The organism is Vreelandella titanicae (assembly GCF_014697095.1).
Taxonomy (GTDB): domain Bacteria; phylum Pseudomonadota; class Gammaproteobacteria; order Pseudomonadales; family Halomonadaceae; genus Vreelandella; species Vreelandella titanicae.
Genome location: NZ_CP059082.1, coordinates 589,487 through 604,595, shown reverse-complemented (window position 1 = coordinate 604,595; position 15,109 = coordinate 589,487). Strand labels below are relative to the sequence as shown.

Here is a 15,109-nt window from a genome sequence, read left to right as displayed (position 1 = left end):
CCATTGGCGGCTAGGCATGCTTTGCGCCATCATGAAAGCACGTTGATTTATTGGAGCGGCTGCCCATGCTACTGGTTCGCCTGTGGCCTCTACCTTGCGGGTTGGCACCTTCTGGAAGGTGGCTGCTTACCTGCCTGTTACTACTGGCACTAGCGGGTTGTGCCAGCCGCGATCTTACCCCCATTGAGGCGCCTCCTAACCGCGCAGGACTCTCTATGGAGCGTGCGCTGATTCTCTCCCATGCTCAGCAGGCCATTGGCACACCGTATCGTTTTGGGGGAAATACGCCCGATGGTCTGGACTGCTCTGGCTTAGTGGAAATGACCTACCGGGCGGCGGGTATTCGTGTTCCGCGTTCCGCCGATGAACAGTTTCGTGCCTTGCCACAGGTGAAAAAACCACGCCCTGGTGATCTGCTTTTCTTTGGCGACCGTCGCAAAGCGACCCACGTAGGAATTTATCGTGGCAACGGCCAAATGATTCATGCACCTGGTAAGGGCCGTGCAGTAGTCAGCGTGCCGTTAGAGATCGATTACTGGCAGGCGCGCTTTTTGGGTGCCGCCAGTCCAGCGCCTTAAGGAGCGCTCAATTCAGCCGCTTGTTAGGCCTGAAAATCCGTCAGACTTTATGATTTGAATCAATATAGAGTTCCCCAAACGCCCTATACTCGCGCCGCTTGTCGTTATTTCATCCCCTAAAATTAATCGTATTTCACTAAACGGCAAAGTGCGGCAGACTTAGCTAAACGCGTCAGTTGATGCGGACAATAATAATCAAGCACGCCGCTTACCTCCCCAACGACGCTATCTGTTTGAGGCTAAGCTATGAAAACTATCGTTAACCGCATGTCGATGCGGTTTAAATTTGTCTGTGTATTGCTGCTTCCCTTGCTTGCCCTGGCTTGGTTTGCTGCGCAAGGCATTATGGAACGGCGCGCGACGGTGCAGGAGTTTGATCGTCTTCACGCCTTGACCCAACTGGCCCAGCGTGCCGGTGACGCCGTGCACCAAATGCAGCTTGAACGGGGCATGACCGCTGGCTTTCTGGGCAGCGAAGGTAATGCCTTTGGCGATCAGCTTAATCAGCAGCGTCCCAACACCGACGCCGCTGTCCAGGCTTTCCAAGCTCAGCGTGATGCCTTGGATCCAGCGCTGTTAACACCTGCTGTCCAGCAACGACTCAACGAAATCGACGCCCAGTGGCAGCGCCAGGCAGCCTTACGCAAGCGTGTCGATGGCCTTGATATGGCGATGGGTGATGCGTTGAGCCACTACACTGGCATCAACGGTCAACTAATGGCCTTTGTGGGTACGTTGTCGCATCTAACCAGCGAAGGGGGTATTGCTCGCCAGCTAAGTGCCTACTACCAACTGCTGGAAGCCAAAGATTTAGCGGGGATTGAGCGGGCGATGCTTTCCAATGCCTTCGCCAGCGACGGCATGCCCGACGCTACGTTACGCCGTTTCTTGTCCTTGCTGGGCGAGGAACAGGCATTCTTGACAAGCTTCCGCCTGTTGGCTGGAGATGAAAGCCGCGACCAGCTTGACCAGGCATTGAGCGGTGCAGAGATCGAGCGTCTCTTGGCTCGGCGCGAATTGGCGATCAGTCAAGCGCAAGCCGGCGGTTATGGTGTCGACCCGGAACAGTGGTTTGAGTGGCAAACGGTGAAAATTGCCCGCCTTAAAGCGTTAGAGGATAGCGTGGCAGATACAGTGGTGGCCCAGACTGTCGCGCTGCGTGAGTCGGCCCAACAGGCACTTTGGCAGTATGCGGTAATTGCGCTCGTGGCCAGCTTGATGGCGATTGTCGCTGCCGTATTGATCGTACGCGTCATTACCCAATCGCTTAACCAAGCGCTAACCAGTATCGCGACCCGGGGTAGCGATTTGACACAGCGCTTAGTGGTGCCGGGTAGCGATGAGTTATCAAAGCTATATCAGGCGTTTAATGAATCGTCGGAAGTTACCGAAGCGCTGGTCGCTGACGTTAAGCGCAATGCGCAGTCGGTGGCGGTGGCCAGCAATCAAATGGCGCAGGGTAATCAGGATCTTGCCCAGCGAACCGAAGAGCAGTCCGCCTCGCTGGTGCAAACCGCGTCGAGCATGGAGCAGATCACCGCCACGGTGCGCCAGAGTGCTGAGAACGCGCAGCAAGCCCAGCAGATGACCGGTGAGGTGGTTCAAGAGGCAAAAGAAGCCACCGCAGTCGCTTCTCAAACCCAAGCCGCCATGCAGCTTATCCTGCAAGCCAACGAGCAGGTGACTAGCATTGTGGCGACCATCGATAACATCGCTTTCCAAACCAATTTGCTGGCGCTTAATGCCTCGGTTGAAGCGGCGAGAGCCGGTGAGCATGGGCGTGGTTTTGCGGTGGTTGCCGATGAAGTACGCAAATTGGCTAGCCGCAGCGCCCAGGAGGCCAGCCAGATTCGCCAATTGATCGATAATAATGTGACCAAAATTTCAGAAGGCGAAAGCCTGGTGACTACCACCAATGAAGCTCTGGGGCGGATTGCTCAACGGGTAGGGCAAATGGCAAGCCTGATGGATGAAATGGCGTCGGCTACCCATGAACAGTCGGCGGGTATTGAGCAAATTAACCGTGCCATGGCCCAGTTAGAGGAGGTGACTCAGCAAAACGCTGCATTGGTTGAGGAAATGGCCGCGGCGAGCCGCTCTCTTGATGATCAGGCCGATGATATGACCCGCAAAGTGAGCGATTACCAAGTACGCGATACGGCGTTGGCCACCCAGCGTTTAGCCCTCTCTCCCGCGTAGCTTACCTGCCATTATATTGAGCAAACTCTTTAACTAATTACCTCGTCAGCCGATAAGGTACTTTGTAGTGCAAAGTACCTTCGCCGTCATAGGGTGTTATTATGCCTAGCAATACTACTGTCTTCATAATAACAGCTCTATATAACAACGAACCTATATAGCGACGGCTCTATAAAAACGACGAGGAGAGCAAAGACATATGTATGAATCCTTGAATTTATCGAAGGAACAGTCTTTGTCTCAACAGCACTCCCAGCCATCGCCTTCACTGCCCCGCTCGAATGCGATGCCAACGGCATCTGTAAGCCATGCGGCGTCACCCGCTGAATCGGTATTTAGTTACGCCAACGAAGCGATCATTATTACTGATGCGGAAAATCGGGTGGTGGAGGTGAACCCCGCTTTTTGTGAATTAACGGGGATTACGCAGGGCGATGTACAGGGCAAAACACCAGAAGCGTTCAGCATTTTACCGCTGGACGATAGCCGCACCACGCGGTTGATGCGGGAAGAGCTGCAGTTGCGTGACCGTAGCAAAAGCCAGGTGAGCTACCGTAGTCACGATGGCCAGTTTTATCCCGGCATGATGTCGATCAATCGTGTGCGCAATGAGCACGGCGAGATCGATCACCATGTGATTGTGCTCGCAGATCTTTCGGCCATTCCGGCCCATGCCCGCCACCTTAATCGAGAAGTCTACTTTGATGCCCTCACGGGGCTACCCAACCTGCAACTGCTGACGCAGTTGATTCAAGAGTCCATGCAGCATGCAGAAGCCAAGCAGCTCCCCTTGGCGGTGTGTTCGCTGGATATCGACTTCTTCAAAAATATTAATGACCGGCTGGGTCCCACCGTAGGCGATGCGCTGCTGTCTTCTTTTTCACAGCGCATCAGCCATCTGCTGTTTGGCGATGACGTGCTGGCGCGGGTGGGTGGCGATGAGTTCGTGCTGTTACTGCACCACGGTGTCGACGATGACTTTTTCGAGAAGTTGCTGGGCTCCATTCGACAACCGATGATGATTGAGGGCCAGAGTGTTCATCTGACGGCGAGCCTGGGGGTTACGCTCTACCCTAATGACCACGTTCAGGGCGATGTGCTGCTGCGGCATGCCAATCAGGCCATGTATCGTGCCAAACAGCGTGGCCGCGACACGTTCCACCTGTTTGACCCTAACCATGACCGCTTGCTGCAGGTGCGCCATGAGCAGCGCCAGCGTTTTATTGATGCCCTCACTCACAATGAACTGTGCCTTTACTATCAGCCCCAGGTCGATATGCGCAGTGGCAAAGTGGTCGGTCTAGAGGCGCTGATTCGTTGGCAGCACCCTGAAGATGGGCTGCTGGCACCTGGGCAGTTTTTACCCATCATCGATACCACGCCGTTGGAGGTGGATCTTGGCGAGTGGGTCATTGAACGAGCGCTGCGTCAGTTGAGTGAGTGGCAAGTTCAGGGCATCGCGCTGCCGATCAATGTGAATATAAGCCCTACGCATCTGTTAGTGAGTGATTTTAGCCAGCGGCTTGGCGAGTTATTGGCACGTTACCCTGATGTACCGCCCGTAATGCTCAAGCTCGAAGTGCTGGAGAGCGCCGCAATGCACGATATCCAGGCTGCGCTGCAAAATATGGCGCGCTGCCAGTCGCTGGGGGTGAGTTTTGCTATTGATGATTTTGGCACCGGGTTTTCGTCGTTAACCCATCTGCGGCAGTTGCCGGTCAGCCTGATCAAAATTGATCAGAGCTTTGTCCGCGATATGCTCACCGATCAGGATGATATGGCGATTGTGGAAAGCGTCATTTACATGGCTAATCGCTTTAAGCGGCCCATGCTGGCAGAGGGGGTAGAAACCTTAGACCATGCCAAAGCCTTGATGGCGCTAGGCTGCGATTTAGCCCAAGGCTATGGTATTGCGCGGCCTATGCCCGCCGAGGCATTACCTACCTGGTTGGCAAATTGGCCTAGCCGTGAAGAGTGGAGCTCTCTTGCGCTAGCGGACAATTAAGCAGCTTGTTCCTCTGAAGGTTGCTCGTTAGCGGCTGATTCATCAGCAGAAGAAGTTGCCTCGGCGCCGTTGCTGCGGGCTTGCTCCATTTCACTGCGCTGCATGGACGCTTCGAGCTTGGCTTCCAACAAGTACTGACGCGCTTGGGCAGCCACTTGATGATCTTTGGGAGAGGGATCTGCAGGCGCCATGGCTGCGGCGATCACGGTTTGCATTTTTTCGATAGTGGCTTGGGGGTCATTGGGTACCGGGCCATAATCGATCGGTACTTCTCCCGCGACCGCGTAGCGCTTGCCATCGGGGCCAACTTCATACTCGTAGCTGGCGCCGCCTGCATAGGCACCGCCCACGGTTTGGTGCGCCATCTCGTGCTGGCGAACTTCGCGGTCGTTCTGTTTAAGCTGGTCTAGTAGCCGAATCTCATCCGGCGCCATGGGCGTACCGTCAGCCCGTTTGGGGCCAGCCTCGGCACTGCTGCTCTCTTCACTAGCACTAGTCGTTTTTGGGTCGTCGGTAGACGCCGTATCTTCTTCTAGAGCACGGCCTTTAGCGGCTTGCTCAACGCGCGGGGACATTGTATTCGCTGAAGGGGACGTCCAGGCAGCGTGAGAAACAGTGCTAATGGAAGAAACGGCCATAGGTCATTACCGACTAAGTACGAGTTGGGATACCATGAAGTATTAGCGAGCAACGCCGACAGTGCAAGTTTGCGCTGTGCGATGCCAACACTTTTCTGACACGATGCCAGCCTATGCCAAGTCTATCCCTGCCCTATGCAAACCATTGATGTGGTCATTAATCTTAATTATGATGAATGTCTAGCCCATTACGAAGGGCGTATCGCCAACGTGCGAACCCGCAGCGTAGATGGCCGTTGGGTGATATTTCCCGCCGAAGCAATTCGGCGGGTGGTGGGCCGGGACGGTGTGCGCGGTATTTATCGATTAAGTTTTTCTGAGCAGGGCCGATTTATTAGCATTGACCCCTTAACCGGACGTTGAACCGCCTATGCACCGCCATGGAACACCGATCACTTTAAATGACCTCATTTATTCCATTATTCCTAATTTAAACAGTGCTGAAAAGTTAGTTTTCGCTACGTTAGAAAGCTTGATCGAAGCCGCTTCAAATCCTTTGGACATCCTTAAACGCACCGATCAACGCCAAGCGTTTGGTCTGGAAGTTCATCGTATACGCATCAACCTGGAGCACCTGCTCGACCGTTACCGCACCGAGTTAGAGGCTGTGCTGCGTAGCGAAGGTGAGTATACCGGCCCGGTAGTAGAGCCCGACGCCCAAGAGGCCGATGCCATTCGCAGCGCTGTGGATATCTATGTTCATGTATGCGCCTTTCAACGCGGCGAGCGCCCCCACCCTGTGCCTGGGCGCGAATCCATGTCGCGCCAACGGGTATAGCGCATCATTCATCACATGGCATCAACATTGCTTGTATAATGTGCCAATTGGACTTTCAGGGTTATCCCCTTGAAAGCAAACAGCCTGCCTACCCGGCGCTGGCTGTAGACACATTAGGAGATATACCATGTCTGCCTCACCCGTCACGTTGATGGTGGCTCGTCGCGTTGAGCACGGCCGCTACGCCGATTTTAATCGTTGGCTTAATGAAGGGCGCGAACTGGCGGCCGACTTCGCTGGCTACCTCGGTTCTGGCGTACTGTCGCCACCGGCTGATGACGATGAATACCAGATTATATTCCGCTTTAGCAGCAGCGAGACCTTAGCCGCTTGGGAGCACTCCGCTTCACGGCATGCGTGGTTGGCGCGTGGTAAAGGCTTATATGAGGCGCCCCATGAGCACCGGGCCACCGGGTTGGATGCGTGGTTTCAAACCGGCAGCAGTGCACCGCCGCGCTGGAAGCAGGCCGTGGCTGTCTGGCTGGCTTTCTTTCCTATCTCGCTGATCTTTCAGTTTGTGTTCGGCGGCGTATTGGCCGATTGGGCGTTGCTGCCGCGGGTGGTGGTGAGTACCCTAATGCTGACGCCAGTGATGGTATTTGTGTTTATTCCGCTCTCTATGCGTTTACTAGCGCCCTGGCTGCAAGGTAAGTGGTCACCGCTGGATCTGCTGGCGCGTTGGCGCCATGCGCACCGTTTATAACGCACCTAATTAATAAGCATTAATTTTGACGTTGCGTTGATACTAATGCTCCTATGATGATGGGCTTTATGGTACTAAGCTAAATGTGCCATTAGAAAAGGAATACGTGTCGCCAGTGCAATGCTGGCGCGCGACTCAGCCCCACGGAGTGTTTATGATCCACGTTCACCATCTGGAAAAGTCTCGTTCGCATCGCATCCTGTGGCTACTTGAAGCCCTTGAACTGGACTACGAGTTGGTGGTTTACCAACGCGATGGCAAAACCCAGCAAGCGCCAGATTCGCTGAAAAAAATTCACCCGCTGGGTAAATCTCCGGTGATTACCGACGGCGATTTTACCGTGGCCGAATCAGGCGCCATCATAGATTACCTTGTTCAACGCTATGGGCAGGGGCGCTGTCAGCCTCCCATCGGTGATATGAGTGCGTGGGTGGACTACCGCTACTGGTTGCACTATGCCGAAGGGTCATTAATGCCGCTGCTGGTGATGCAGCTTGTGTTTAGTCAAATTCCCAAACAGTCGCCCTGGCTGATTAAGCCACTGGCTAAGGGAATTAGCGATACGGTAAGCAAGCGCTTCTTAGCACCGCAGCTTAAACAGCACCTGAACTTCATAAACCAGCACTTGTTGGCGCAGGGTAATTTTGCCGGGCCGTGGCCCAGTGGTGCTGATATTCAAATGAGTTTCCCGTTACAGGCCATGGCCGCCGTGCAGTCGTTGGAAAAGTATCCTGCCATCGCTGCGTTTGTGTCACGTATTGAAAAAGACGCTGCCTGGCAGCGAGTGGTCGAGCGGGCGGGCCCGCTGACCATGCCTGGCCAGTGAACAGCCACTATGTACTATTTTGCCTCGTCTGCAGCTCTTCCGGCGGAGCTTCTGCGCAGCATTGACAGCTACTTGGGGCGATGGGGCATCGCCTTGCTGCTTGTGTTCCTTCTTTTGGCGCTGCTGGGCAACCTGTTGCTCAAGCGGCGCATGCAGCATAACCGGGCGTTACTGCAATCCAATAAAGAGATGCTGGCGACTATTCTGGATAGCGTCGATGCCTTTATCTATATCAAATCCCCAAGCTTGGAGTATCAATACGTTAATCGTCGGATGAGCGATCTATTTGGCCTGCCTGCCGACAAAATTATCGGTAAGCGCGATGCGGCGTTTTTTGATGCCGGGAGCGCTGCGGAAATCAACCAGGTTGATCGCAACGTATTAGATTCGGGGAAAAAAGTAACGGTAGAAGAGAGCAACGTTTTGCGGGGTGAAAGCCAGGTAAGAACGTTCTTATCGATTAAAATGCCGCTTTCCATGTCCCCAGGCGCACCTCCCTCCCTGTGCGGTATTTCGACCGAGCTGACTGACTACCTCGAAATGCAGTCACGCACCCACTACCTAGCCTTCTATGACTCGCTAACCGGGCTGCCCAATCGGCGGCTACTGATGGACTCCTTAACGGCTACCATTGATCATGATGAGTGGACTATATTTTTCAGTGCGGTACTGGTGATCGACCTGGATAATTTTCGCTTAGTGAATGATATTCAGGGCCATGAGAGTGGTGACCAGCTTTTGGTCAGCGTGGCTGAACAGCTACGCCAGCGGCTTGATGAAGAGGTAACGCTAGCCCGCTTCAGTAGCGATGAGTTTGTGGTGCTGATCAAGAACCTGGGCGAGGAACAAAAAGACGCCGCACTAAAAGCCGAGCGTGTGGGGCGGCAACTGCTGGAAGTCATTGCGCAATTAAGAAGCAGTCACTCGTTACCAATCAGTGCCAGCATTGGCATTTCGCTGTTTACGGGAGCTGGCGAGTACAGTATGGATAGCGTGCTGCAACAGGCAGATATGGCGTTGCAGCAGGCGAAAAGCGCGGGCGGCAATACGCTGCGCTTTTTTAACAGCGAAATGCAGACCAGCGTATTGGAACGGGCCAGTTTAGAAGCCGATTTGCATCAGGCGCTCAAGCGCAACGAGCTGGCGCTGCATTACCAAGTGCAGGTCGACCATCAGGGCGTGACTACCGGCGTTGAAGCGCTGCTGCGGTGGTATCATCCTCAGCGTGGCTGGGTATCCCCCGCAACGTTTATCCCGCTTGCGGAAGAGAATCGGTTGATTGTGCCGATCGGTTACTGGGTGCTGCGGTCAGCTTGCGAGCAGCTAGCGAAATGGTCTCATCAACCGGCCTATGCGCCGTTAAGTATTTCCGTCAACGTGAGTTCAGTGCAGTTTCAGCAGCCGGAGTTTGTACGTGATGTTGAAGAGCTATTAGCAGAAACCCTGGCGCCGCCGAACCGCTTGGTGCTTGAAGTCACCGAGAGCCTGTTGATGCACGAGCCGGTGAGGGTGCGTAGCACGATGTTGAAACTGCGTGCTAGGGGGATTCGCTTTGCGTTGGATGACTTTGGTACCGGTTACTCATCGCTGAGTTACCTGAAGCGCTTACCGCTGGATGAATTGAAAATTGACCAATCGTTTATTCGCGAGCTGCTGACCGATAAGACAGACGCAGCGATTGTCGATACCACGATTCTACTTGCGGTAAGTTTAGGCTTAACCGTGGTCGCGGAAGGAGTGGAGAAAAAAGAGCAGTTCGATTGGCTAAGAGGCCACGGCTGTTACCGCTATCAGGGCTATCTATTTGGCCGCCCGACACCCATTGAGTATCTTTTCGAAAGCTATTAAACGGCTATACCAAAACCCCTTTCCAGCACGCTGAAAAGGGGTAAAGAGATACAAGGAAAAGAAGAAATAGTGCCATCTATTTCTCTTTTGATCGGGCTTAGCTGAAGAGCGTAAAGCTCTCAGCGTTGAGCCACATATGCACCAGAATACTGGCGATGTAGCCGAGCAGAATAACCGGCGACCAGCGCAAGTGGCCCATAAAAGTATAGGAACCCCTTGCCTGACCCATAACCGCCACACCGGCCGCGGAGCCTATCGATAGTAGGCTGCCCCCGACGCCAGCGGTTAAGGTAATCAGCAGCCACTGACCATGGGACATATCAGGCTCCATGGTCAGCACCGCAAACATCACGGGGATGTTGTCCACCACGGCCGAAACAACACCTAATACAATGTTCGCCGCAGTAGCATTCCAACCGGTATACAGCGCTTCTGACAGCAAGCCGAGATAGCCCATAAAACCCAGCCCGCCAACGCACATAACGACGCCGTAGAAGAACAGCAATGTATCCCACTCGGCCCGCGCTACGCGGTTGAAGACGTCAAACGGCACCACGCTACCCAATTGCTCCAGCTTGCGGTTGTCCCCTTGCCGGCTATAACGCTCGCGCTTGCGCTCCAGCGAGCGCGGCAGGCTGCGGCGCAGGTAGTAACCAAAGAACTGCAAGTAGCCCAGGCCGGTCATCATGCCCAACACCGGCGGTAGGTGGAGCACAACGTGACACAGTACGGCGGTCACGATCGTCAATAAAAACAGTAGCACAATGCGCCGGGCGCCACGCTTCATCCACACATCTTCATAAACACTTGCGGGCTTTTCATCCTTGATAAACAGGCTCATGATAGAGGCAGGAATCAGGAAGTTGACCAGGGCGGGGAAGAACAGAATAAAGAACTCCTGGAACTCCACCATGCCCGCTTGCCATACCATTAGAGTGGTGATATCGCCAAAGGGACTAAACGCACCCCCCGCGTTGGCGGCCACCACGATATTGATACAGGCCAGGTTGATATAGCGCTGGTTGCCTTCGGCCACCTTGGTCACCACCGCGCACATCAAGAGTGCGGTGGTGAGGTTGTCGGCAATGGGGGATAACACAAAGGCGAGACCGCCGGTCAGCCAAAAAAGGGTTCGGTAGTTAAAGCCTTTACGCAGCATCCAGGAACGCAATGCATCGAAGACCCGACGCTCTTCCATGGCATTGATATAGGTCATGGCCACCAGCAAGAACAGCATCAGCTCGGTGAACTCCAACAGCGTGACGCGGAAAGCGTACTCAGACGCGTCCGACATGCCGTTTTGGACATACACCCAGCCGATGAGGCTCCAGATGATACCGGCTGCCACCAACACCGGTTTAGACTTGCGCATATGGATCTTTTCTTCCGCCATGACTAATGCATACGCCAGGACGAAAATCGCAACAGCAAAAAAGCCAACGGTAGAGGTGGTTAGATCTAGTTCACCGGTCACTGCAAATGCACTGGGACTTACGCCTAATAGTAAGGCCGCTAACAAAAAAAGCCAGCGACGATATAATCGAGGCTGGCAAGAGGGTTGGCACAACGTAGGCATGTGACGTTCTTCCTCATGGTTAAGTTGTCAGGAGTGGTATAAAAGCGGCCTCATTTTATCAGTCTATATTGCGCCGCAATACCTTATTAAAACGAACGGAAGTAGTTCTTCTTAAGGTAATAGCATCTTTTTTTAGGAAATTAATCTTTTAGGTAATGGTAAATCGTGCAGTAATAGTTTTATAAAAAAGTTAATAGCGGTTTAAGAATTATACTATTGACGCATAGCATTGTTGAAAAAGATTCAGAATTTATATCTTTTTAAGCTAATATTAGATGTCAATAAAACACCCTGGAGGGCATGGGGAGGGCGACCGCGGAGAGTGCCTGTCCGAGGGCAGTCGTGCTATTTTAATGCGCTCCACGCTCTCAGCTTGGTCATATAACAACTGGGTAAGATAAAAACGAGGCCGATTAGAAGTGGCCGCTGGATACGTTGAGGAATATAACGATGCGCAATCCCTTTCGCTCCCTACACCGCTCGCTTTTCGTCTCGGCTACTACGTTAGTGCTGACAAGTGCCGCCTTCTCCGCCCACGCAGAAACGCGTGTGACCTATAAATCGGCTTCAGCGGGTACTGCCTATTATCAAATGGGCGTAGAACTCTCAGAAGCGATTCGCCAGGGAACCGATGACGCTATCATCCTTACCCTGGAAGAAAGCCAGGGTTCGGTACAGAACGTGATGGAAGTCATGGCTCGCCAGGGCAACTATGTATTTACCACGCCGCCCGCGTTAGTCGATCAGGCCATGGGTGGGGAGGGTGCCTTTGCCGAGCGTCAGAATCCGCGTTTTCAAGAGATCCGGGGGTTGTTCCCGATCCCCTCTATCACCATGCACTTTGTATTAGCGGGTGATGACGGTGTGACCGATATTTCCACACTGGAAGGCAAGCACTTATTGATTGGTCGAGGCACCTTTGGCGCCCGTGAAGCGGCTCGTTACCTGGAACTGTTTGGTCTGGAAGAGAGCGTGAAAATTGCCGATGCAGCGATGGGCAGCGGCCCCGATGCGCTTAAAAATGGCCAGATTGATGGCTTTGTGACCGCCAGTTCCTTTCCCTCACCCAATGTGATTGAGACAGCTGCCAGCATGCCGGTGACCTTGGTTAGCCTGACAGACCAACAAATCGAGCAAACGGGAGCGCCACGCCAAACGATCCCCGGCGGCACTTATCCCGGCGTGGATAAAGACGTTGAAACCACATCGCTACCGGTGATCGCCTACACCACAACGTATATGGACGATGACACCGCCTACACGCTGACCAAAACGTTTTGGGAGCGCCGCGACGCCATGGCCGAAGAGGCGGCGTGGTGGAGCAGTATTAGCCCTGATATGTTGGAAAACATGACTGGCACGCTTCACCCAGGCGCGCTGCGTTACTACGAGGAAGCGGGTATCGAGGTACCTGACGCGCTGCGCTAGTCGTTTTCTTCCATTACCCATCTTCTTGCTGCCACGGTGCTTGCGCTGTGGCAGTCCTGTATTGATGCAGTATTGATAGGCAGTGTGGCATGCGTGTTTTTACCTCTTCACAGGCGTCGAGCCCTGAGGATGATCGCTCAGTAGCGCCTGGCTGGATGGCGTTAGGCGCGGTCAGTGTAATATTCCATCTTGGCTTGATTTTTTATGGCTTAACGCCTGCGCTGGTCAGCCGGCCGCTGCATATGGCGCTGCTGTTGCCATGGGTACTGATTTATATGGCCAATACACCAGCGCAGCGAGTCAGCGGCTGGCTGCTGACGGTATTGGGTGTTGCTGCCTGTGGCTATATTGCGTTTAACGAAGCTGCGCTAGCCAACCAGTACGGCTTTATTGATACCCACCTACAGATGGGGATTGGCCTGTTTTTGATTGCTCTAGCGCTTGAAGCGGCGCGCCGAGCCATCGGTTGGCCTCTGCCGCTGGTTGCCTTGCTGGCGTTGATGTATGGCGCCTTCGGTCAATATATTCCAGGCGCTTTTGGTCACCCTGGGCTGCCGCTGGCCAGTATGGTGGGTACGCTCACGATTGCCGAAGGCGGATTATGGGGTTCGCTGACGGGGGTAAGCGTCAGTGTGGTGGCGATTTTTGTGATTTTCGGCGCGGTGCTCAATGCGGGAGAGGCGGGCCAGGGCTTTATGAACCTAGCCAGTGCGGTGGCGGGGCGGCTCACCGGTGGGGCCGCTAAAGTGGCGGTGATTTCGTCGGCGCTGATGGGCTCTATCTCCGGCTCGGCGTCTGCCAACGTCGCTTCCACTGGGGCAATTACCATTCCCTCCATGGTGCGCCTGCGTTACCCGCGTTCGCTGGCGGGTGCGGTGGAAGCCGTTGCCTCCTCCGGCGGGCAAATTATGCCGCCGCTGATGGGCGCCGGGGCATTCGTGATGGTGGAACTGACGGGCACGCCCTATACCCAGATCATGGCCGCGGCGATGCTTCCAGCGGTGCTGTACTTTTTGACGGTCTGGGTGGGTATTAATGCCTATGCGACCCGGCATGATCTAAAGCCCGTGGCCGAAAGCGAGCGACCCAACGCGAAAGAGGTGCTGATTACCTCGCTGTTTTTTCCATCCCCTTCGTGCTGCTGTTAGAGCGCATCTTTAATGGCGGTTTTACCCCTCAGTACGCCGCCAGTGTTGCGATTTTCGCGGGCATTGCGCTGCTCTTCTTTAACGTGACGCTGCGCTTTTCGCTCCCCGGCTTTGCCACCCGTTTATCCGACGCAGTGGTCACCGCTGGGCGTCAGATTGCCGTCATTGGTTCCATTATTCTATGTGCCTCGCTGGTAGTCGGCGTGCTGTCGTTGACAGGGTTGGGCGTCAAGATCACCTCGGGCATTCTATCGCTCTCCAACGACATGCTCTGGCCAGCCTTGCTACTAACGGCGCTCGCCTGCTTGATTTTAGGCATGGAGGTGCCCACCACCGCCGCCTATGTGATTTGTGTCTCTGTCGCCGGGCCTGCCCTGACCTCGCTAGGTTTGGAACCGCTTCTGGCGCACCTTTTTGTCTTTTGGTACGCGCTGCTCTCGACGATCACGCCGCCGGTGTGTGGCGGCGTGTTCATTGCTGCGGGCATGGTGGGGGAGAACTGGCTAAAAGTCGCATTCAAAGCCATGGCGTTAGGAATAGGGCTGTATATTATTCCTTTAGCCATGGTGGCCAACCCAGAGATGATCCAACTGGCCTTCAATCCTTCCGGCGCCTTGTTGTATGCGCTAAAAGTGGCGATTGGTTTAGGGGCGATCTCTTACGGGGTGATTGCACGAAAAGCACTTTGGCAGCGGAGCGCGTTGGCCGTGGGAGGGATTATCCTGATCTTTGTGGTTTAGCCCGGTTGTTTAAACGTCAGCGTCTAACCGTAGCGGCGAAGAGGCTGCTAGTGGAGTGGTGGCAAACATTACCCAGGTATCCAGCGCAGGCCCCAGTGACTGCACCAAACGCAGTTGCTCGGGGGCTTGGCCTAGCACCTCTTCAGCGCAAATGCCCGCCTCAAAACGTCCCGCAAGAAGCCCTTCTGCCACCGCCACTGTGGTGGGAGCGTCTATGATCTCTGTATAAGCCGTTAAGTCGGTGTAGTAGCGGGTCGCTGGTTGTAGCGCTACTTGGGTGGGGCGAACAGAGTCGCGCTGGGCAATCAGCGCCAGCGGCTTGCTGCCCGCTATAAAGGTGTCTACGGGATAGGCTCGATGCATATAGCGGCCCACGCAGTCGCTATGCGCTGCATGGGCGGTGCACTGTAGAACGTGGCTCACATGGCCCGCGAGGAGCGCCTGAAAGGCCGCTTCAAACTGGCTAAACAGAGTCACGCTGCCTTCGCCTGAGCAACGCATTCTGAGATAGCGCTTGGCAATCAGTTCATGGTTATTGCCACTAGGCCCCAAGGTTGCAATGTGCACGGTGCCGTTTCTCCACGATAAACAATCAAGTCATTGAGCCAAAAACGATGGGTTTTTGGCTCAGCGCAATCAATG

Annotated in this window: 12 protein-coding genes and 1 pseudogene; 10 read left to right on the top strand and 3 right to left on the bottom strand. The window is 54.4% G+C overall.

Annotation, left to right across the window (positions count from 1 at the left end):
- The first annotated feature begins 65 nt into the window (after positions 1-65).
- The 3 genes from HZS52_RS02875 to HZS52_RS02865 all read left to right on the top strand — a co-directional run bounded on the left by HZS52_RS02875 (position 66) and on the right by HZS52_RS02865 (position 4,782).
- Positions 66-578, top strand: coding sequence for a C40 family peptidase (locus HZS52_RS02875; protein ID WP_022520749.1), 513 nt, complete (start codon positions 66-68; stop codon positions 576-578).
- 246 nt (positions 579-824) lie between these two features.
- Positions 825-2,777 carry a methyl-accepting chemotaxis protein gene (locus HZS52_RS02870; protein ID WP_190374119.1) on the top strand — a complete coding sequence of 651 codons (1,953 nt, stop codon included), beginning with the start codon at positions 825-827 and terminating at the stop codon, positions 2,775-2,777.
- Positions 2,778-2,976: 199 nt separating this feature from the next.
- Positions 2,977-4,782, top strand: coding sequence for a putative bifunctional diguanylate cyclase/phosphodiesterase (locus tag HZS52_RS02865; protein ID WP_009287896.1), 1,806 nt, complete (start codon positions 2,977-2,979; stop codon positions 4,780-4,782).
- Here the strand turns inward: HZS52_RS02865 and HZS52_RS02860 are convergent.
- On the bottom strand, positions 4,779-5,357 hold the full coding sequence (locus HZS52_RS02860) for a putative metalloprotease CJM1_0395 family protein (protein WP_235270528.1): 579 nt from the start codon (positions 5,355-5,357) through the stop codon (positions 4,779-4,781). The genes HZS52_RS02865 and HZS52_RS02860 overlap by 4 nt on opposite strands.
- A 198-nt stretch (positions 5,358-5,555) precedes the next feature.
- On the opposite strand from HZS52_RS02860, the gene HZS52_RS02855 reads away from it, so the two are divergent.
- The 5 genes from HZS52_RS02855 (at position 5,556) to HZS52_RS02835 (ending at position 9,575) form a co-directional block, all read left to right on the top strand.
- On the top strand, positions 5,556-5,783 hold the full coding sequence (locus HZS52_RS02855) for a DUF2835 family protein (protein ID WP_022520746.1): 228 nt from the start codon (positions 5,556-5,558) through the stop codon (positions 5,781-5,783).
- Between the two features lie 7 nt (positions 5,784-5,790).
- A complete protein-coding gene (locus HZS52_RS02850) occupies positions 5,791-6,198 on the top strand; it encodes a hypothetical protein (RefSeq protein ID WP_022520745.1) in 408 nt (135 codons plus the stop codon).
- 127 nt (positions 6,199-6,325) lie between these two features.
- Positions 6,326-6,901: an antibiotic biosynthesis monooxygenase gene (locus HZS52_RS02845; RefSeq protein ID WP_009287898.1), complete on the top strand. Its 576-nt coding sequence runs from the start codon at positions 6,326-6,328 to the stop codon at positions 6,899-6,901.
- A gap of 154 nt (positions 6,902-7,055) precedes the next feature.
- Positions 7,056-7,727, top strand: coding sequence for a glutathione S-transferase (locus HZS52_RS02840; RefSeq protein ID WP_027958206.1), 672 nt, complete (start codon positions 7,056-7,058; stop codon positions 7,725-7,727).
- 9 nt (positions 7,728-7,736) lie between these two features.
- Positions 7,737-9,575 carry a putative bifunctional diguanylate cyclase/phosphodiesterase gene (locus HZS52_RS02835; protein WP_041158981.1) on the top strand — a complete coding sequence of 613 codons (1,839 nt, stop codon included), beginning with the start codon at positions 7,737-7,739 and terminating at the stop codon, positions 9,573-9,575.
- 97 nt (positions 9,576-9,672) lie between these two features.
- On the opposite strand, the gene nhaD is transcribed toward HZS52_RS02835, so the two are convergent.
- Entirely contained in the window at positions 9,673-11,151 is a 1,479-nt protein-coding gene (gene nhaD, locus HZS52_RS02830; protein WP_009287900.1) for a sodium:proton antiporter NhaD, read from the bottom strand.
- A 450-nt stretch (positions 11,152-11,601) separates the two neighbouring features.
- On the opposite strand from nhaD, the gene HZS52_RS02825 reads away from it, so the two are divergent.
- Both HZS52_RS02825 and HZS52_RS02820 read left to right on the top strand, forming a co-directional pair.
- Positions 11,602-12,579, top strand: coding sequence for a TAXI family TRAP transporter solute-binding subunit (locus tag HZS52_RS02825; protein ID WP_190374118.1), 978 nt, complete (start codon positions 11,602-11,604; stop codon positions 12,577-12,579).
- Between the two features lie 89 nt (positions 12,580-12,668).
- Positions 12,669-14,467: pseudogene (locus tag HZS52_RS02820) on the top strand (TRAP transporter permease).
- 9 nt (positions 14,468-14,476) lie between these two features.
- Here HZS52_RS02820 and HZS52_RS02815 read toward each other — a convergent pair.
- The gene (locus tag HZS52_RS02815) at positions 14,477-15,034 is read right to left on the bottom strand and encodes a hypothetical protein (protein WP_041158983.1); all 558 of its coding nucleotides are present in this window, start codon (positions 15,032-15,034) and stop codon (positions 14,477-14,479) included.
- Positions 15,035-15,109 lie beyond the last annotated feature (75 nt).